We start from the raw sequence: 17,913 nt of genomic DNA on the forward strand, positions 1-17,913 counted from the left end.
GTCACCCTTTCACCGCGCCCGAGGTCAGGCCGGACACGATCCGGCGCTGGAAGAACAACACGAAGATCACGATCGGGATCGTGACCACCACCGCCGCCGCGCAGATCGACCCGGCCGGGTCCTCGAACTGCGAGCTGCCGGTGAAGAACGAGATGGTCGCCGGGGCCGTCCGCGCCCGGTTCGAGGACGTCAACGAGATCGCGAACAGGAAGTCGTTCCAGCAGAAGATGAACGTCAGGATGGCGGTGGTGACCATGCCCGGCATCGCCAGCGGCACGATCACCTGCCGGAACGCCTGGAACGGGGTGGCCCCGTCGAGCTGCGCCGCCTGCTCCAGCTCCCACGGGATCTCCCGCAGGAACGACGACAATGTGAAGATCGTCAACGGCAGCGCGAAGGTGATGTACGGCAGGATCAGCCCCGGCCAGGTGTCGAAGAGCCCCAACGCCCGTTCGATCTGGAACAGCGGGCTGACCAGCGAGATCTGCGGGAACATCGCCACCAGCAGCGACGCCCCCACCAGCGCGCCCTTGCCGGGGAAGTCCAGCCGGGCCACCGCGTACGCCGCCATGGTCCCGAACACGATCGCGATCAGCGTGGCGATCAGCCCGATCCCGATGGAGTTGATCAGCCCCCGGGTGAAGTCCGCGTTGTCGAAGATCCCCTGGTAGTTCTCCAGCGTCCACGCGCGCGGGATGAACGACCCGTCGGTGAACGTGGCCGGGTCCTTGAACGACAGCGAGGTGATCCACAGCACCGGCACCAGCGCGTACAGCACCACCAGCACGTCCACCAGCGACCACCGGACGAGCGCGCCCCGGGAGTGCTCCATCAGCGCCTCCCGCCCTGGGTGCCGGGTGTGCTGATGCCGAAGCCCTTGATGAAGGCGGCAGCGATCACCGCCACGGTCAGGAAGACCAGCACCGACATGGTGGAGCCGATGCCGAGGTTCAGCCCGCCGATCAGGTTGTGATACGCGATCACCGACACGGAACTCGTGTCGGCCGCACCGTTGGTCAGCACGTAGATGTCGTCGAAGATCCGGAACGCGTCCAGCGTGCGGAACAGCAGCGCCACCATGATCGCCGGCTTCATCAGCGGCAGCGTCACCCGGAAGAACCGCTGCCACAGCGTCGCCCCGTCCATCGAGGCCGCCTGGAGCAGGTCGTTCGGGACCACCGCCAGGCCGGCCATCAGCAGCAGCGCCATGAACGGGGTGGTCTTCCACACCTCGGCCAGGATGATGATCGCCAGCGCCGGCGTCCGTTCGGTCAACGGCGCGGAGCCCTCCGGCAGCATCCCGGCCAGCCAGCCGGTCTCCGGCGTCCACGCGTACCGCCAGCCGTAGGCCGCGACCACCGTGACGATGCCGTACGGGATCAGCACCAGCGTGCGGATCGCGCCCCGGGCGACCAGCGTGCGGTACATGGCCAGTGCCAAGAGCATCCCGAGCACCAGCTCGATGGCCACGCTGACCACGGTGACCAGGACGGTCACCCAGAACGCGTTCCACCAGAAGCCGTCGGTGAGGACCGCGCCGTAGTTGGCCAGCCCGATCCACGCCCGTTCCTTCGGGAAGCGCAGGTCGTAGCGCTGGAGGGACAGCAGCACCGAGTACAGGATCGGCCAGCCGGTGACCAGCAGCATGATCAGCGCCGCCGGGGCGCACAGCCACAGGCCGAGCCGCCGCTCGGCGGTCTTCTCGTCGGTCTCGCTCCGGCGGATCACGGCAGGACCCCCTTGCTCTCCAGCGCGTCGGAGATCAGGTCCCGCAGCCTCGCCTCGGTCTTCACCGGGTCGATGGAGCCCGGCGGCGACAGGATGGTGGAGGTGACCGTGGAGACGTTCTGGTACGTCGGTGTCCTGGGGCGCAACGCGGCGGTCTCCAGCGCGTCGAGGATCGCCTGCCGCATCGGGTACGCCTCGGCCATCTGGGGAGCGTCGTACACGGTGCGGATCGTGGGAGGCAGCCCGTCCATCACGGCGGCGGTGAGCTGGCTCTGCGGGTCGCGCAGGCACAACGCCGCCTCGAACGCCTCACGCGGATGCTCGGTGTACCTGCTGATCCCGAAGTTGGCGCCGCCCAACGGGGCGCGGCCCGGCCCGTCGACGCCCGGATAGGGCGCCCACTTGAAGTCGGGCAGCAGACGCGGCTTGTTGGCCGCCATCGACGCGTACACGAACGGCCAGTTGATCTGGAACGCCGCCCGGCCGCCCTCCATCGCCAGCCGCACGTCGTCCTCGCGCATGCTGGAGATCGACGGGTCGGCGGCCCGCGACCGCCCGAACGCCCGCATGACGCCCAGCGCCCTGGTCGCGGGCGGGCCGAGCATGACGGTCTCGCCCGCCGTGTTGAGGATGCTCCCCCCCGCGGACGCCAGCACGCTGTTGAACCACACGACGATGCCCTCGTACGGCGCGCCCGTGACCTCGGCGTAGTGGGGCCTGCCCTCGGCGGCCAGCCGGTCGGACTCGCGGATCAGGCCGTTCCAGGTGGTCGGCGGCTTGGGAACGAGGTCGGACCGGTACCAGAGGAGCTGGACGTTGGTGGTGTACGGCGCGGCGTAGAGCCGGCCGTCCCAGGTGGCGGTCTCCAGCGGCTTGGGGAGCGTGCCCCGTCTGACCTGCCGCTCGTACGCGCCCGTCCAGGGGAGGATCCACTCGGCCTCGGCCAGCTCGGCGGTCCACATGACGTCGAGGCCGAGCACGTCCAGCCCGGTGTCGCCCGCCGCCAGCCGCCGCACCATCTGTTCACGCTGGCCGTCGGCGTCACGGGGCAGGGTGTTGAGCGTGATCCGGTAGCGGCCGGCGGCCCTGCGGTTGCATCGGGCGACGATGCGGCCGATGTTCTCCTGGGGCGCGTTGTACAGGTTGATCTCGGGCGGCCCCGACTCCCCGCCCCCACAGCCTGCCGCCGCCCCGCCCACCCCGGCCAGCAGCACGACGGCCATGGCGCCGCACGAAGCCCAGCGCATGCCCCTCCGCCCCCGATGGTCCTTGATGATCAGTCGTCATACCCAGGTCACGATGTCTCACCCTGGGTAATCGTCAGCGCTCGGACAGGACTACCTGACTATTCCAGTTGACTTGGTAGGGAATTTCTGCGACCGTCGGTGTCCATGACCCTGAGGACATCGTCCGCACCCACCGGGCTCAGGCCGGCGGAGATCGCCCGGTCACTGGCCGCGGCGCCGCAGGACTGGGTGCGCCGGGTGCGCCTGAGCACCGAGGAACGCTGGTACGAGCGCCTTCACGAAGGCGACGACCACGAGATCTGGCTGATCAGTTGGATGCCCGGCCAGTCCACCGGCTTCCACGATCACGGCGGCTCGCGCGGAGCCTTCGCCGTCGCCCTCGGCTGTCTTCAGGAACACGACCTCAGCGTGTCCCGTTCGCTGTCCGCCGGCGAGTACCGCGAGTTCGGCCCCTCGTACATCCACGAGGTCGGCAACGTGACCAACGCCCCCGCCGTCAGCGTCCACGTCTACTCGCCCCCGCTCACCACGATGAACCGGTACGACCTCACCGACGGGGGCCTCGTCCGCCTCGCCGAGGAACGGGCCGACCAGTGGTGACCCCCGCCCGGCCCCCCGGGGCCCGTTCGATCGACGAGATCCTCGCGGCGGCGCGCGAGAGGCTGGTCCGCCTGGAGCCCGCGGAGGCGCACAAGGAGTTCGCCGCCGGCGCCCTGCTCGTGGACATCCGGCCCCAGTCGTTCCGCGCGGCCGAGGGCGAGGTGCCCGGGTCGCTGATCCTGGAGCGCAACGTCCTGGAGTGGCGCTTCGACCCCGCCGGCGACGCCCGGATCGCCGAGGCCACCGACTACGACGTTCGGGTGATCGTGCTGTGTTCGGAGGGCTACACCTCCAGCCTGGCCGCCGCCTCCCTGCACGACCTGGGACTGAGCCGCGCCACCGACGTGGTCGGCGGCTACCGCGCCTGGCGCGCCCTGGGGCTTCCCACGACCGGCAGCCCCTGGCCCGCCGAACCCGACCCGACCTACCACTGAACCCCGAAACCCCACGCCTGGAGCCCCCGATGATGCACCCCTGCACCTGCACCCGCGCCCGCGCCTTCCGTTCCGTCCGTCCGCACGCGGCAGTGAGGTTGCGATGAGCGGCATCGTCACCCTGATCGGCAACCCCCGAGCCGGCTCCCGCACCCACCGCGCCGCCCTCGAGGCCACCGAGGCCGTCGCCCGCCGGCTGGGGCTCCGCAACCCGGGCGAGACGGTCGATCTGGCGGTGCTCGCCGGGGAGATCCACGCGGCCGACCCCTCCTCCGACCTCGACGCGGCCCTCAAGATCGTGGCCTCCGCCGACGTCCTGGTGGTGGCCAGCCCCACCTACAAGGGGACGTACACGGGCCTGCTCAAGGCGTTCCTGGACCTGCTGCCCTCCGGGGCCCTCCGCTCGGCGACCGCCCTGCCCCTGCTGCTGATGGGCGACCCCCGGCACGCCCTCGCCGTGGAGGTCCACCTCCGGCCGCTGCTGGTGGAACTGGGCGCCCGCGTCCCGACACCCGGCCTGGCCCTCCTGGAGTCCGACCTCCCCCGGCTGAACGACGTCCTCGACCGTTGGGCGGACCGGACCGCGCCCCAGGTGGAGGTGGCCGCATGACCGAGATGCTCACCCACCGGCCCGTCGACCAGAAGCGCTTCCGCCGCACGCTGGCCCTGCACGCCTCCGGCGTCGTGGTCGTCACGGCGCGGGTCGGAGACCGTCCCATCGGCCTCACCGCCACCTCGTTCTCCTCGGTCAGCCTCGACCCGCCCCTCGTCTCCTTCTATGTCGACAACTCCTCCACCACGTGGGGGGACCTCGCCAAGGCCGACCTGTTCGCGATCAACCTCCTGGCCGGGCACCAGGCCGAGGTCGCCGACCGGTTCGCCCGCCGGGGCATCGACCGCTTCGCCATCCCCACCGCCTGGCGCTCCGGCCCGGGCGGCGTCCCTCTCCTGGAGGAGGTCACCGCCCATCTGTTGGCCGTTCCCCACGGCACCGTCGAGATCGGCGACCACCACCTGATGGTGGGCCTCGTCATCGGCACCAAGAACGGCCACGGAGGAACGCCCCTCGTCTACCATCACGGCCGCTTCGGTCGGTTCATCCCCTACCCATAGACGCACCGCGGCGGGGGTGGCCGCCGCGGTGTAGCGCTGAGGCCCGGTCCGAGCGGGGACCGGGCCTCGGTCTTGCCCTCCTCGGGCCTCAAATAGATAAGATCGTCTCGCTAGGGAGCGGTCCCGGCCGGGGCGTTCCACGCCGTCCTCATCGCGGAGGCGTCATGGAGACGTGCGTTGACATCGAGGGCGAGGCGGCGTTCCTGGACGCGGAGTCCGGGTGCGTGTTCCGGGTCTGCGAGCCCGGGGCCCGGCCGGAGTTGTGGGAGCGGTTCCTTCGGGGGGCGTTGGCGGCCTACCGGCACTTCGGGGTGGAGTCGGCCCTGGAGTATCCGGCGATCCGCGACGGCGGGACCACGTCCCGGTTCATCGTGGGGCTGGACTCGGACGGCGAGGCGGTGGCCGGTGTGCGGATCCTGGAGCCGTACTCCGCCGTCGACGAGGTGCACGCGCTGCGCGCGTGGGAGGGGCGTCCCGGGGAGCGGGGCTTTCGTGACGCGCTCGAAGGGCGGCTTGCGGACGGCATCGTCGAGGTCAAGGCGGTGTGGACGGATCGGCGGACACGGCTGTCGGGCCTCGGGGCCGCCGTGGCCCGGTGCGTGGCGCACGCGGCAGGGCTGCACGGCGTCCGCTACAGCCTCATGACCGCCTCGGCCCATGCCGTCGGTCGGTACATCGGTGTGGGCGCGATCGTGGCGGCGGAGGTGCCTCCGGTGCCGTACCCGGACCGGCGCTACGCGACCGTCCCGCTGTGGTGGGACGCGCGGTCCTACCGCAGGGGCGCCCTCCCCGCGCAGGCCGCGCTGATCGACGACGAACGCGCGCGGTTGATGCGATCCACCTATGAGACGACGAGCAGAGGCAGGAGCAGATGACAGCGCAGGACCACCGGCCCTTGATCCTCGACCCGGCCCGGGCCGATGACGCCGCAGTGCTCGACGACCTGCGCTCACGCGGGGACATCGTGGTCTCGGACCTGCGCGAGCCGATCCGAGCCGAGCTGGCGGGCCTCCTCGATCTGCCCGAGGTGGGTGAGGGGCCGGAGCACGACCGGTGGGTCCACTATCCGTGGCGGCGGCGCGTCGTGGCCTTGCCGGGTCCGCGCACCATGCGCCTGGTCCGGCTCGACCGCAACCGCAACAAGCTGACCCGCGAGGAGCAGGACCGGCTCGGGACCCTGGTCGTGGGGGTCGTCGGGCAGAGCGTCGGCCACGCCATCGCCCACACGCTCGCCATGGAGGGCGTCTGCGCCGAGCTGCGGCTCGCCGACTTCGACGACCTGGAGGCGGCGAACCTCAACCGCGTCCCGGCCTCCCTGTTCGACATCGGTCTCAACAAGGCCGTGGTCACCGCGCGGCGGATCGCCGAACTCGACCCCTACCTGCCGGTGACCGTCTACCCGGAGGGCATCACGGACGAGGTGATCGACGGGTTCTTCGACGGCCTGTCGATCGTCGTGGAGGAGTGCGACTCGCTCGACGTCAAACTGGCCGTCCGGGAGGCCGCGCAACGTCACCGGGTCCCGCTGCTGATGGAGACCAGCGACCGGGGCCTGCTCGACGTCGAACGCTACGACCTGGAGCAGGACCGCCCGCCGTTCCACGGGATGCTGGACGGGGCCGGCCGGGCGGACCTGCGCGGGCTGTCGACGCGGGACAAGGCACCGTACGTCATCCGGATCCTCGACGCTCAGGGCCTGTCGACCGACTTCGCCGCGAGCCTCGTCGAGATCGACCAGACGCTGTCGAGCTGGCCGCAGCTCGGCGGCGACGTCCAACTCGGCGGGGCCACCGTCGCCGCCGCCGTACGACGCATCGGGCTGGGCCTGCCGCTGCCCTCGGGCCGGACACGCGTCGACATCCAGGAGTGCCTGGACGCCTTGGCCCCTCCCATCGCGGCACAGGAGCCCGATTGGAGCGGGGTCGCCGCGTACGAGCCCCCGTCCGTGGAGTCCCTGCCTTTCGCCGAGGCCGTCGCCGTCTACGCGGGCCTTGCGCCGTCCGGGGGGAACGTCCAGCCCTGGACGATCACGTCGAACGCCTCAGACGGGATCCGGATCGAGCTGGATCCGAAGGCGACCACCGGGATGGACATCGGCTTCCGGGGCAGCGCCGTCGCCGTCGGGGCGGCCCTCTACAACGCGCGGGTCGCGGCGGCGGCGTACGGGGTGCTCGGCGACACCGAGATCACCGAGGCCCCGGGCGCGCTGACCGCGACGCTGCGGTGGGGCCGGGGAGCGGACCCCGACCTGGCCCGCGACCTCCCGGGTGTGCTCGCCCGGCACACGAACCGCCATCCGGGCACCGGGACCCCGCTCGCTCCCGAGGTCTTGGAGGCCCTGGCCGGGGCGGCGCGTCCGGCCGGCGGCACGCTCCGCGCCATCACCGCGCCGGAGTCCCTGGAGAGTGCGGCGGTTCTCCTCGCCGCGTCCGACCGGATCCGCTACCTGACCCCGGACCTGCACGCCGAGATGTTCGCGGAGCTGCGCCTTCCCGGGGACGACCTGGACAGCGGCCTCGACCTGCGCACCCTGGAGCCGGCCCCCGACGAGCTGGCCAAGCTCGCCATCGCCCGTCGCCCCGACGTGATGTCCCGCCTCCGCGCCTTCGGCGGCGGCGTCGCCCTCGGTGAGTACTCCTTGGAACGAGTCCGCTCCTCCTCCGCCCTCCTGGCGATCTGCTTCGACGCCCCCGCCCCTACCTTGACCGACTACGCCCAAGCCGGTGCCGCCGTCCAGCGCGTGTGGATCGAAGCCGAACGCCACGGCCTCGCGGTCCAGCCGATGTCCCCGGTCTTCCTCTACGCGCGCACCCCCGACGACCTCGCCGGCACCTTCCCGGGCTTCGAACCCGAGGTCACGTCCCTCCAGGAGCGCTTCTCGACCCTCCTGGCGATCCCCCCGACCGAAGCGGTCGCCCTCGTCCTCCGCCTCACCCACGCCCCGCCCCCGACCACCCGCAGCGCCCGCAGACCTCACCCGGCGGCCGGACCACGCTGACCGCCCCAGCCTGGCTCCGGCGGGAACGTGCCTGGCTGCCGCGTGTACGGGGCCACCCCTTCCGCCGGAAGTCCACGCCGCCTGGTCAGCTCCGCGTGACCGCCCCGTTCGCCTCGCTGCGTACACGGCTCCGTTTGGTGAACGCGGCGGACCACGTGTCGGTAGGGACGGTCTCGGCCCACGAGGCGAATGGCGAGATCCGGGCGGCGGGGTTCAACAGCGCGCCCGCGCAGGGGCACCGGCGGTACGCCTCGGATGCCGGGGTCAGCCGGCGTCCACGGGATCGGTGGTCGTCAGCAGTCCGCTCATGACCAGGTCGACGAGCCGGTCGGCCTGTTCTCCGGACATCTGCTCGGAGATCCAGGCGGCGGCGTTCATCAGCGCGAACATGTCGGCGCCCGTCGTCGCGTCCCGGCGCAGGGCCCCGGCGGTGCGGGCCCTGGCGAGCAGCCGATCGCCGAGGTCGGTCATCCGGACGCATGATCGGTGCAGTTCGGAGGCCTCGTCCCCGACGCCCTCGGCCAGTACGGCGGCGAGGCCCTGATAGGCGGTGGCGTGCTCGATGACCGCGCGTACCCACTCGGCTAGCGCGAGCCCGGGGGAAGGGTGGGTGAGCAGGGCCTCGCCGTGCGCGAACAGGGTCTCGTTGCGTTCGTGCAGGAGTGCGCCGATCAGGGCGCGGCGGGTCGGGAAGTGGGCGTAGAGGGTGCCGATCGCGACGCCGGCGCTCCTCGCGATGCCCTCCAGGGACGCATGGGTCCCCTGCTCGGCGAACGCGGTGTCGGCCTCGGCCAGGAGGCGTTCACGGTTGCGTCGCGCGTCGGCGCGTGGGCGGCGCCGTGGCTGCGGTCGGGGTGGCGGCATCGTGCCCTTCCTGTTGGTCGAGGCACCCTCATGTTACTTTGTCGAGGCACCCTCAAGTTCATCGAACGTTCGGGAGGCGGAAATGATCTTGGTGACCGGTGCCACCGGTTCCATCGGAAGGCCCCTCGTCCGGCGCCTGCGCGCGGACGGGGTCGCGTTCCGGGCCCTGGTCCGCGACGAGGCCAAGGGACGCGCGCTCGGCTGCGACTTCGCTGTCGGCGATTTCGACGACCCCGACTCGCTCGCGGCGGCCCTGGACGGTGTCGACCGGATGTTCCTCAACGGCGCCGGCGCGCAACCGGTGGACGGGGAGCAGCCCATGATCGTCCAACAGCGAACGGCCATCGACACGGCGCGGCGGGCCGGCGTGGCGCGGATCGTGAAGGTGTCGGTCCGGGACGCCCACGAGGGCGGCCTGCTCGCCGAGGGCGCGCACTGGCGGATCGAGCGGCATCTCCAGGCATCCGGCATGGGCTGGTCGCTCCTCCGGCCCGGCGGCTTCATGCAGAACTTCCTCACCGGAGCGGGCTCGTTCACGTCCGATGGGGATCTGGTCGGCTCCTACGGCGACGCCCCGGTCTCGTACATCGACTGCGAGGACATCGCCGCCTGCGCGGCCGCCCTGCTCGCCGGCGCCTATGGCAACGGCGAGACCTTCGTCCTCACCGGCCCGCAGGCCCTCACGCACCACCAGATCGCCGAGAAACTCTCCACGGTGCTCGGCCGAACGATCCGCTATGTGGACCTACCCCCGGACGAACTGGCCGCCACCCTGAAATCCCAGGGACTCCCCGCCCGATTCGCCGATGACGTCGCCGCCCTTTTCGCGAAGGTGGCACGCGGCTCCCAGTCCACGACGACTTCGGCGGTGCGAGAACTGACCGGCCGTTCACCGCGCACGTTCGACGACTTCCTCGCCGCCAACCGCCGGGCCTTTCACGCCATGGCCGCACTGACGCGCTGAACCGGGCGGCGGGATCAGCCGGCGAGCGGCGTTCGCGAAACACGTCACTCGGGCTTTCTCGCCGAATCCGGGCCGGGCCGAGCATGGCCCCGAAGAACGCCCCGATCACGCCCGAGCCCATGGTCAGCGTGACAACCGCCCAGCCCGTCATCAGGTCCAAGACGGTCAACGCGGGGCCTCCGATACGCCCAGTTTCAGAGCGATCTCGCGTGCGAGCGCCATAGTGTCGCCGGCCTGTCGGGCGTTCTCCGCATCGCCGAGGTGTTCTCCGCTCAGGTGCTCGTAGAACCGGAGCCGACCCGACTCGTCGGGGGCGCACTGCACGATCACGGCCGGACCGGCTTTGACGGGGTCCCAGCAGCGCAGGAGGAACGGAGGCCGATCCGCGTCGGCCAGGCGAGGGCGTACGCCCAAATCCTCCAGATCGGCCGCCAGGGTCAGGAGCCGAATCCGGCATTGCGAGCGGAGGTCGCTCGCGGCGTCCAGGGCCGGCGGCGAAGTCCTTTCGATGCCGGAAGGCGCGGCCGATCGGTCCGACCCGCCGGCGTCGGGGCCTGGCCATGGCTGCCATCGGATGCCGTCGCACATCAGGGGCGCTCCGGGGTGATGACGCGCTGGATCTTGTCGGCGGCCCCCTCGGGGTCGCCGACCGGGCCGATGATGTCGCCCCAGCTCCACGTGAACCAGTGCCGACCGTCCTCCTCGATCCGACAGCCGATGTCCTCGGCGAGCACGCCGGCGTCCTGGTTGACGACGCGCAGATAGATGAAGTCCGTGCCGTACGGCTCGACCACTCGGGCCCGGAAGATGGGCCTGGTCTCGAATTCGTTGAGGAGGGTCGTCAGATGCTCGCGCCGTTCATCACGCACGGCTCGCGTTCGAGGCCGATCCCTCTTCTCTGAAGCGTCCCGGTGGCGCGCCGGGTTGTCTGAGCGCCTGATGAGGCTCATGAACGATCCATCCTGTGGGTCTTCTGGGGAAGTGCCTCCCATCTTCGACAGGCGCGATTACTCTCAGCCATAGATCGCTCTCCACAAGTGATGGGCCGCCTGCACAAGCGGCTGTGTAGACGAGGAGCCCCCGATGGCACCACCCAAACCGGAACAATCGGTCCGAGCGTTCTTCGCCTTCCATCTCAAGCGGCTCAGGGAGGAGGCCGGGCTGTCGCAGCCCGCGCTCGGCCAGATCGTTCACGTCTCGGGCAGCCTGATCAGCGGCATCGAGACCTGCAAACGCATCCCGAGCCTCAAGCTGTGCCAATCGCTGGATGAGTACTACAAGCTCGTCATGTACTTCGAGGCGCTACACCCCCGGGTCATCGAGGAGTCCGGCCTGCCCGCCGGGTTCCCCGAATTCGCCGATGCGGAGGCGACGGCGGGTGTGATCAAGACCTACCAGAGCTTCGCCATCCACGGCCTGTTTCAGACCGAGGACTACGCGCGGGCGGTTCTGCGAATGGGCCAGCAGCCCGACAAGCTGGAACGACTTGTCGCCGCGCGAATGGAGCGACAGGAGATACTACGCCGCGAGGACCCACCCGTGGTCGTCGCCCTGCTCGATGCTTCTGCGGTCCGGCGATGGTTCGGTGACCGGGAAGTCATGCGCGAGCAGCTCGAACACCTCTTGCGCCTCGCGCACGAGCCCCACATCCACGTTCACATCGTCCCGGACGACGCCCAGGTCTATCCGGAGGCGTCGTTCACACTCCTGAGTTCCCCCGGCGATCCCGAAGCCGGATACTCCGAGATGGCGGGCGGTAAGGGGCTACTCCTGGACGATGCGGCATATGTCGCAGAGCTTGGCGTACTGTACGAACTGATCAGGTCCAAAGCACTCACCGCAGAGGACTCCCAAGCCTTCATCCGGAACGTCTTGGAGAACCTATGAACAAGATTCACCTGGCTGCGGCCCAGTGGCGCAAGAGCAGTCACAGCGGCGGAGAGAGCGGGATGTGCGTCGAGGTGGCGCAGGGCCTCGGCGTCATCGGCATCAGGGACAGCAAGAACCCCGGGGGCGGGCGCCTGGCCGTGGACCGCGACGCCTTCCAGGGCTTGGTCCGCCAGGCGAAGGCCGGCGACCTCGACCTGTAGCCCCGACCGGACGGCCCTCGGTTCCGGCACTGGCCGAGCCGAGGGCCGCCGCGTACGGTGACGGCAGAGCCGTCGAGCCGAGGAGGTCGCATAACGACCTGCCGCGCGGCCGAATGAGCCGCCTCGCCCGTGCCGGCGGCCTATCCGGATCGACCCTCCTTGAGGAGTTGCGAGACCCGTTGTGGAGAGATGCGCAAGGCGACGGCGATCTCACGGCCCGTCAGCCCTTCGTTGCGAAGCCTGCGCGCCACCGCCCGCGAAGAGGCCGCAGCGTCGAGTTGAGCCGCCGCGAGAGCATCGATGGCGTTCCTGGCCGCTCGCATCTCCTTGTTCAGATCCTCCCCGACGTCTGGTGCGAGTTCCAGATCGAACGACTGGGGTGACGCATCCAAGTCGAGCGCGATGTAGTCGCGTGCCACCGCTTCGGCGTCAGTGAGCTTCTTGACCTGTGTGACGCCGAGCCCCTCGATGTGGAGCTCCCATCCCTTCTTCCACCGCTTGGCGCGGACGGTGTAGGTCTTCCCCACTACAGCCACCCCTCTGGCAGGAACTCCATGCGGCTGGCCCTCCGGAGTGCGTTCTCCACCGGGCGACGATGAGGCCGAATCTAGCCTCCCTAGACGTCAAGGCGCCCACGCCGAGCCGGTACGCCTCCTCAAGGCGTCGCTGCGTGTTCGACGGGGCCAGGCGGCGTGGCTCGTACCTCCCCGAAGTCGCCGGTGGTCGGTCGCAGCGCCTTCTCGTGCTCCGTGCGGTCCGCCTTGATCCGTGCGGTGGCACGCCAGCCGGTGATGACCTCTTGGGCGTTGGTGTCGAGATCGAGCTCGGCCGCGTTGGACAGGGCGCCCACCAGCTCAACGGTGAAGGCCCTGACTTCCTCGGTGCTCAGGTGGCGTACCCAGGGGAACACATCGGGCATGGCGAGCAGCAGCGCCCGCGCGCTCGGGTCGTGTTTCATGAGCGCCAGGAAGATCCGCGACGCGGTCGTCAGGCTCGCGTCGCGCTGCTCCTCGCGGTCGGCGGCCGTGAGGTAGAGGTCGGGGCCGTCCCGGTGGGTCACCCGCAGCAGGCCCAGGCGCGCAGCCCGTTCGGCCACGGACTTGGGGTTGCGGGACAGATCCGAGAAGGTCACTGCCTCCGTGGCGTTCATGCCACCAGTGTGGTCAGACTCAGGCCACCTGTCGCAACGAACGAAAGACGCCGTCCGCGTCGTCGTTGACGGGGGCGGCGTCTTCGGGCTGGAGGCGGTCAGGCGGATGCCGCCTCCAGGGTTCGGGTGCCTCGGCGGGTGAGTTCGGGGAGGACGCCCTCGCCGAACCAGTACGCCTCCTCCAAGTGCGGGTAGCCGGACAGGATGAACTCCGTGATGCCCAGGTCGGCGTACTCCTGGATGAGGTCGGCGACCTCGGCGTGGCTGCCGACCAGAGCCGTGCCCGCGCCGCCGCGTACGAGGCCGACGCCGGCCCACAGGCCCGGGTGGATCTCCAGGTCGCGGACGGAGCCGCCGGCCTCGCGGTAGCCGGCGTGCAGGGAGCGCATTCGTGCCTGGCCCACGGAGTCGCTGGCGGCCAGGGCCTCCTGGGCCCTGGCGACGGCGGCGGGGTCGATGGCCTGGAGCAGGCGGTCGGCCTCGCGCCAGGCGTCCTCGGAGGTGTCGCGGGAGATCGTGTGCAGGCGGATCCCGAAGCGCAGCGTGCGGCCCTGCTCGGCGGCGAGGCCACGGATCCAGGCGATCTTCTCGGCGACCTGGGCCGGCGGCTCCCCCCAGGTGAGGTAGACGTCGACCTGGCGGGCGGCGACCGGGCCGGCCGCCGGGGAGGAGCCGCCGAAGTACAGCTCCGGAACGGGATCCAGCTCGCCGGAGACCGTGGCCCCGCGCACCTTGTAGTGCTCGCCGTCGAAGTCGAACGGCGTGCCGCTCCACGCGCCGCGCACCACGGACAGGAACTCATCCGTGCGGGCGTACCGTTCGGAGTGCGACAGGTGGTCGCCGAAGCGGGCCTGCTCGGTCTGCTCGCCGCCGGTCACCACGTTCAGCAGGAGTCGTCCACCGGAGATCCGCTGGTAGGTGGCGGCCATCTGGGCGGCCAGGGTCGGGGAGATCAGCCCGGGCCGGAACGCCACCAGGAACCGCAGCCGGGACGTCTCCCTGATCAGCGCGGCGGTGGTCAACCACGCGTCCTCGCACCACGTGCCCGTCGGGGTGAGGACGGCGTCGAAGCCCAACTGCTCGGCGGAACGGGCGATCTGGGCCAGGTAGTCGATGTCCGGAGGGCGGGGGGTGCCCGTGGCCCCGGGCGCGTTGTGGCCGCCGCCGATCACGGAACGGCCGTCGCCGGAGGTGGGCAGAAACCAATGAAAGCTCAACGTCATGACGGTGCCCTTCAGGAGTTCGGGACGGTGTCGTTGAAGCGGCGGTCGAAGAACTCGTCGATCCGCACCTTGCCCGGCAGCAGCTCGACCTCGGTGAACGAGTCCGACAGCCGCTGCTCCTCGGCGATCACGGCGTCGTCGATCCGGATGATGCGGGCGGTCCGACGCCGGTGGGCGCGCTCGGCCACCTCGTACGGGAGGCCGGTGTCCTTCGCCCATTGCCGGGCCCATTCCTCGTGGTGGGCGTTGGCCCACAGCAGGGCCCGCCGATAACGGCCGAGGAAGTCCTCCAGCGCGGCGACCTTCGACTTGTCCTTGAGCGCCGAACGGGACGTGATCTGGAAGCCGTACCCGTTCGTGTAGCCCTTGCCGTCGACGAGGACGCGCGCCCCCGTCTGGATCTCGGCCTGCGAGGTGTACGGCTCCCAGGACGCCCACGCGTCGACCCGACCGCCGGTGAAGGCGGCGAGCGCGTCGGCGGGCTGGAGGTACTGGACCTGAACGTCCTTGTAGGCGATCCCGTGCTTCTTCAGAACGGCCAGCAGGTGGTAGTTGGCGGAGCTGCCCTTGGCCACAGCGATCTTCTTACCGCGCAGCTCGGCGGGGCTGCGCAGGGTCGAGGACTTGGGCACCACGATCGCCTGGCCGACCAACGCCACCTCGGACGCGCCCACGATGACGATCCGGGCGCGGGCGGCGGCGGCGAAGATCGGCGGCGTGTTACCCACCGCGCCGAAGTCGACAGCGCCGGCGTTGACGGCCTCCAGGATCGGCGGCCCCGAGGTGAACAGCGACCAGCCCAGCTTGTACTTCGTGCCGTCCAGCTCCCCCGCCGCCTTCAGCAGGGACTGGATGCTCGCGCCCTTCTGGTCGCCGACCCGCAACGTCACCTCGGTCAGGTCGACAGGCCCGTCGGAGGTCGCCGCGTCGGAGTCACCGCAGGCGGTGAGCGCCCCCAGACCGAGGGCCAGAACGGCGAGCAGTGCGGTGAGTCGTCGGTTCATGTCGTTCCTTCAGGGGTGACGCCGAGGCGTTCGAGCAGCGTCGCGCGCAGCCCCACCAGCTCGGGATGGTCGCGGTGTCGGGGTCGTTCGAGGTCGACGCGGGTCTCATGGGCGATCCGGCCCGTGTCCAGCACCAGGACGCGGTCGGCCAGCAGCAGCGCCTCGTCCACGTCGTGGGTGACCAGCAGGACGCCGGGCCGGTGCCGGGCCCACAGGTCCAGGACGAGGCGGTGGACGGTGATGCGGGTGAGCGCGTCCAGCGCGCTGAACGGCTCGTCCAGCAGCAACAGATCGGGCTCGCGAACCAGGGCGCGGGCGAGCGAGACCCGTTGGGCCTCCCCGCCGGACAGGGTGAGCGGCCACGCGTCACGGTGCGCGGCGAGCCCGACCTCTTCCAGCGCCTCATCGGCGGCCCGCAGGGGATCGGCCACGGACAGACCCAAGGCCACGTTGGCGGCCACCCGCTTCCAGGGCACCAACCGGGGCTCCTGGAACGCGACCGACACCGTCCCCTCGACGACCAGGTCACCGCCGGTGGTGCTCTCCAGCCCGGCGAGGGCCCGCAGCAGCGTGGACTTGCCCGAGCCGCTGCGGCCGAGCAGCGCCACGAACTCGCCCCGCCCGATCTCCAGGTCGAGCCCGTCCAGCACGGCCCTCGTGCCGAACCGTTTGACCACGCGGGAGGCGCGGGCGACCGTCGTCACGCCAGGAAGTCGCGTCGCCATGCCAGCGCCCTCCTCTCCAGGAAGCGGACGACGGCGTCGGTGAGCAGCCCGAGCAGCGCGTACGTCACCAGCCCGACCACCACGATGTCGGTGCGCAGGAACTCCCGGGCGTTGTTGATCATGAAGCCGAGGCCCTGGTCGGCGTTGATCTGCTCGGCGACGATCAGCGCCAGCCAGGCCACCGCCAGGCTCTGCCGCAGCCCCACCAGCGTCTGCGGGAGCGCCCCCGGCAGCACGACGTGCCGGATCAGCGCCACCCGCCCCAACCGCAGCACCTTGCCGACCTCCGCCAGCTTGGGGTCGACACCCCGGATCCCGGCGAAGGTGTTCAGGTAGAGCGGGAACGCCACCCCGAACGCCACCAGCGCGATCTTGGGCGTCTCGCCGATCCCGAACCACAGGATGAACAGCGGGATCAGCCCGAACAGCGGTAGCGCCCGCAGCATCTGCATGGGCGCGTCGATGAGGTACTCGCCGACCCGGCCGAGCCCCGCCACCAGGGCGAGCCCCACCCCGACGGTGGCCCCCACCGCGAAGCCGAGGACGGCCCGCCGCAGCGAGACGCCGACGGCACCGGTCAGCGTGCCGTCCTGAACGAGGTCCAGGGCGGTGGCGGCGATGGTGCTGGGAGCGGCGAGGAGCCGGTCGGAGAGCAACCCCGTGGCACTGGCGAGCTGCCACAGCACCAGCAGGCCCACCGGCCCCACCGTGCGGAGCAGCGCCCCCGGGGGCAGCCGCAGGGGAACGTTCCGAGCACGGGCGACGACCGGTTCGGCCAGGTCGAAGGACGGTGCGGACATGACTGAGCGGACCTTCCGTATGAGCCGATCAAGGACGAGAACGGTTCAGCGCGGACACGCCGCGCCGACCCGCACCATGCGCCCCGGACACTCGGGGGCACGGGGAACGGTCGGAGGGAGCGGGGCGGTCGAGTGCTCGGAACGGTGCACGGTGGCAGCTTGCCCCATATTCCCTACCAAATCAATAGGCTTAGTGGGTTGGCCGCCTCCCGAACGGACCCGCCATGATGACGGCGCACCCTCACCCATCGAGCGCGAGGAGAGCCCCCGCATGTCCACCCGCACCGACTCCGTGACCGTCGCCGACGGGGTGTTCGACCTGTACGTCTGGCTGCCCGAACGGGGCACGGGCCCCGGCGTCCTGCTCATCCAGGAGATCTTCGGCGTGGGCGACCACCTCCGGGGCGTGGCCGAGGACCTGGCCCGACTCGGTTACGTGGTCGCCGCCCCGGACCTGTTCTGGCGGATCCGGCCGGGCTGGGCCTCCGACGCCGACCCCGAGGGGATCCAGCGCTCGATGGAGGTCTCCGCTCAATTCGACGGCGAGCAGGGCGTCGCGGACCTGGAGGCCGCCCTCGACCACCTCGCCGGCCTCCCCGAGGTCACCGGCGGTACGGCGACGCTCGGGTTCTGTCTCGGCGGCTGGCTGGCCTATTTCCTGGCGGCACGGCGGCCCGACCTCGCCGCCCTGGTGTCGTTCTACGGCTCACAGGTGCCCGGCGCGCTCGACCTGGCGACGCAGATCCGCTGCCCGGCGCAGTTCCACTTCGGCGGCTCGGACCCGTACATCCCGCGCGAGGACATCGCCCGGGTCGAACGGGCGGTGGCCGCGATGCCCGACGCCGAGATCCACGTCGAGGAGGAGGCCGGCCACGCGTTCCACAACCCGTCGCCGGTCTTCCACCACGCGGCGGCGGCCGACCGGGCCTGGCGACTGACCGAGGAGTTCCTCGCCCGCCGACTGCCCGTCTGA

Annotated in this window: 22 protein-coding genes; 10 read left to right on the forward strand and 12 right to left on the reverse strand. The window is 70.9% G+C overall.

The features are described 5' to 3' along the window. Position 1: 1 nt before the first annotated feature. The 3 genes from DFJ69_RS10825 to DFJ69_RS10835 are packed head-to-tail and all read right to left on the reverse strand — an operon-like array spanning position 2 to position 2,975. Positions 2-832 carry a carbohydrate ABC transporter permease gene (locus DFJ69_RS10825; protein WP_116022357.1) on the reverse strand — a complete coding sequence of 277 codons (831 nt, stop codon included), beginning with the start codon at positions 830-832 and terminating at the stop codon, positions 2-4. Then, entirely contained in the window at positions 832-1,728 is an 897-nt protein-coding gene (locus tag DFJ69_RS10830; protein WP_245974243.1) for a carbohydrate ABC transporter permease, read from the reverse strand. The genes DFJ69_RS10825 and DFJ69_RS10830 overlap by 1 nt, the downstream gene beginning before the upstream one ends. Then, positions 1,725-2,975, reverse strand: a complete 1,251-nt coding sequence (locus DFJ69_RS10835) for an ABC transporter substrate-binding protein (protein ID WP_116022358.1) — start codon at positions 2,973-2,975, stop codon at positions 1,725-1,727. The genes DFJ69_RS10830 and DFJ69_RS10835 overlap by 4 nt, the downstream gene beginning before the upstream one ends. 144 nt (positions 2,976-3,119) lie before the next feature. On the opposite strand from DFJ69_RS10835, the gene DFJ69_RS10840 reads away from it, so the two are divergent. The 6 genes from DFJ69_RS10840 to DFJ69_RS10865 all read left to right on the forward strand — a co-directional run bounded on the left by DFJ69_RS10840 (position 3,120) and on the right by DFJ69_RS10865 (position 8,120). After that, a complete protein-coding gene (locus DFJ69_RS10840; RefSeq protein WP_116022359.1) occupies positions 3,120-3,575 on the forward strand; it encodes a cysteine dioxygenase in 456 nt (151 codons plus the stop codon). Further along, entirely contained in the window at positions 3,572-4,009 is a 438-nt protein-coding gene (locus tag DFJ69_RS10845; RefSeq protein WP_116026549.1) for a rhodanese-like domain-containing protein, read from the forward strand. The genes DFJ69_RS10840 and DFJ69_RS10845 overlap by 4 nt, the downstream gene beginning before the upstream one ends. 103 nt (positions 4,010-4,112) lie before the next feature. Beyond that, positions 4,113-4,619, forward strand: coding sequence for an NADPH-dependent FMN reductase (locus tag DFJ69_RS10850; RefSeq protein WP_116022360.1), 507 nt, complete (start codon positions 4,113-4,115; stop codon positions 4,617-4,619). Continuing rightward, positions 4,616-5,122 (forward strand): flavin reductase family protein, encoded by a 507-nt coding sequence (locus DFJ69_RS10855; protein ID WP_116022361.1) that lies wholly within the window; start codon positions 4,616-4,618, stop codon positions 5,120-5,122. Before DFJ69_RS10850 ends, DFJ69_RS10855 begins: the two co-directional genes overlap by 4 nt. Before the next feature lie 164 nt (positions 5,123-5,286). Continuing rightward, on the forward strand, positions 5,287-5,997 hold the full coding sequence (locus DFJ69_RS10860; RefSeq protein WP_211328581.1) for a hypothetical protein: 711 nt from the start codon (positions 5,287-5,289) through the stop codon (positions 5,995-5,997). After that, on the forward strand, positions 5,994-8,120 hold the full coding sequence (locus tag DFJ69_RS10865; RefSeq protein ID WP_116022362.1) for an Rv1355c family protein: 2,127 nt from the start codon (positions 5,994-5,996) through the stop codon (positions 8,118-8,120). The genes DFJ69_RS10860 and DFJ69_RS10865 overlap by 4 nt, the downstream gene beginning before the upstream one ends. A gap of 264 nt (positions 8,121-8,384) precedes the next feature. Here DFJ69_RS10865 and DFJ69_RS10870 read toward each other — a convergent pair whose 3' ends face one another. Further along, a complete protein-coding gene (locus tag DFJ69_RS10870) occupies positions 8,385-8,984 on the reverse strand; it encodes a TetR/AcrR family transcriptional regulator (RefSeq protein ID WP_116022363.1) in 600 nt (199 codons plus the stop codon). 1 nt (position 8,985) lies between these two features. Here DFJ69_RS10870 and DFJ69_RS10875 point away from each other — a divergent pair, with 1 nt between their 5' ends. After that, positions 8,986-9,948 carry an SDR family oxidoreductase gene (locus DFJ69_RS10875; RefSeq protein ID WP_245974245.1) on the forward strand — a complete coding sequence of 321 codons (963 nt, stop codon included), beginning with the start codon at positions 8,986-8,988 and terminating at the stop codon, positions 9,946-9,948. Positions 9,949-10,113: 165 nt separating this feature from the next. Here DFJ69_RS10875 and DFJ69_RS10880 read toward each other — a convergent pair whose 3' ends face one another. Both DFJ69_RS10880 and DFJ69_RS10885 read right to left on the reverse strand, forming a co-directional pair. Continuing rightward, the gene (locus DFJ69_RS10880) at positions 10,114-10,536 is read right to left on the reverse strand and encodes a hypothetical protein (RefSeq protein WP_116022365.1); all 423 of its coding nucleotides are present in this window, start codon (positions 10,534-10,536) and stop codon (positions 10,114-10,116) included. After that, entirely contained in the window at positions 10,536-10,817 is a 282-nt protein-coding gene (locus DFJ69_RS10885; RefSeq protein WP_116022366.1) for a hypothetical protein, read from the reverse strand. Before DFJ69_RS10885 ends, DFJ69_RS10880 begins: the two co-directional genes overlap by 1 nt. 214 nt (positions 10,818-11,031) lie before the next feature. On the opposite strand from DFJ69_RS10885, the gene DFJ69_RS10890 reads away from it, so the two are divergent. Then, complete coding sequence (locus DFJ69_RS10890; protein WP_116022367.1) at positions 11,032-11,835, forward strand: helix-turn-helix domain-containing protein; 804 nt, start codon at positions 11,032-11,034, stop codon at positions 11,833-11,835. Further along, on the forward strand, positions 11,832-12,038 hold the full coding sequence (locus DFJ69_RS10895; RefSeq protein WP_116022368.1) for a DUF397 domain-containing protein: 207 nt from the start codon (positions 11,832-11,834) through the stop codon (positions 12,036-12,038). Before DFJ69_RS10890 ends, DFJ69_RS10895 begins: the two co-directional genes overlap by 4 nt. Positions 12,039-12,178: 140 nt before the next feature. On the opposite strand, the gene DFJ69_RS10900 is transcribed toward DFJ69_RS10895, so the two are convergent. The 6 genes from DFJ69_RS10900 to DFJ69_RS10925 all read right to left on the reverse strand — a co-directional run bounded on the left by DFJ69_RS10900 (position 12,179) and on the right by DFJ69_RS10925 (position 16,940). Continuing rightward, complete coding sequence (locus tag DFJ69_RS10900) at positions 12,179-12,565, reverse strand: hypothetical protein (RefSeq protein WP_116022369.1); 387 nt, start codon at positions 12,563-12,565, stop codon at positions 12,179-12,181. A gap of 128 nt (positions 12,566-12,693) precedes the next feature. Continuing rightward, positions 12,694-13,188, reverse strand: a complete 495-nt coding sequence (locus tag DFJ69_RS10905; protein WP_116022370.1) for a hypothetical protein — start codon at positions 13,186-13,188, stop codon at positions 12,694-12,696. A gap of 98 nt (positions 13,189-13,286) precedes the next feature. After that, the gene (locus DFJ69_RS10910; protein ID WP_116022371.1) at positions 13,287-14,411 is read right to left on the reverse strand and encodes an LLM class flavin-dependent oxidoreductase; all 1,125 of its coding nucleotides are present in this window, start codon (positions 14,409-14,411) and stop codon (positions 13,287-13,289) included. 11 nt (positions 14,412-14,422) lie between these two features. Then, positions 14,423-15,415, reverse strand: coding sequence for an ABC transporter substrate-binding protein (locus tag DFJ69_RS10915; protein ID WP_116022372.1), 993 nt, complete (start codon positions 15,413-15,415; stop codon positions 14,423-14,425). Then, positions 15,412-16,140 (reverse strand): ABC transporter ATP-binding protein, encoded by a 729-nt coding sequence (locus DFJ69_RS10920; RefSeq protein ID WP_116022373.1) that lies wholly within the window; start codon positions 16,138-16,140, stop codon positions 15,412-15,414. Before DFJ69_RS10920 ends, DFJ69_RS10915 begins: the two co-directional genes overlap by 4 nt. Next, positions 16,116-16,940, reverse strand: a complete 825-nt coding sequence (locus DFJ69_RS10925) for an ABC transporter permease (RefSeq protein ID WP_116022374.1) — start codon at positions 16,938-16,940, stop codon at positions 16,116-16,118. Before DFJ69_RS10925 ends, DFJ69_RS10920 begins: the two co-directional genes overlap by 25 nt. Before the next feature lie 271 nt (positions 16,941-17,211). Between DFJ69_RS10925 and DFJ69_RS10930 the strand changes: the two genes are divergently transcribed. Next, positions 17,212-17,913 carry a dienelactone hydrolase family protein gene (locus tag DFJ69_RS10930; RefSeq protein WP_116022375.1) on the forward strand — a complete coding sequence of 234 codons (702 nt, stop codon included), beginning with the start codon at positions 17,212-17,214 and terminating at the stop codon, positions 17,911-17,913.

Origin of the sequence: Thermomonospora umbrina (assembly GCF_003386555.1) — a bacterium.
GTDB lineage: Bacteria > Actinomycetota > Actinomycetes > Streptosporangiales > Streptosporangiaceae > Thermomonospora > Thermomonospora umbrina.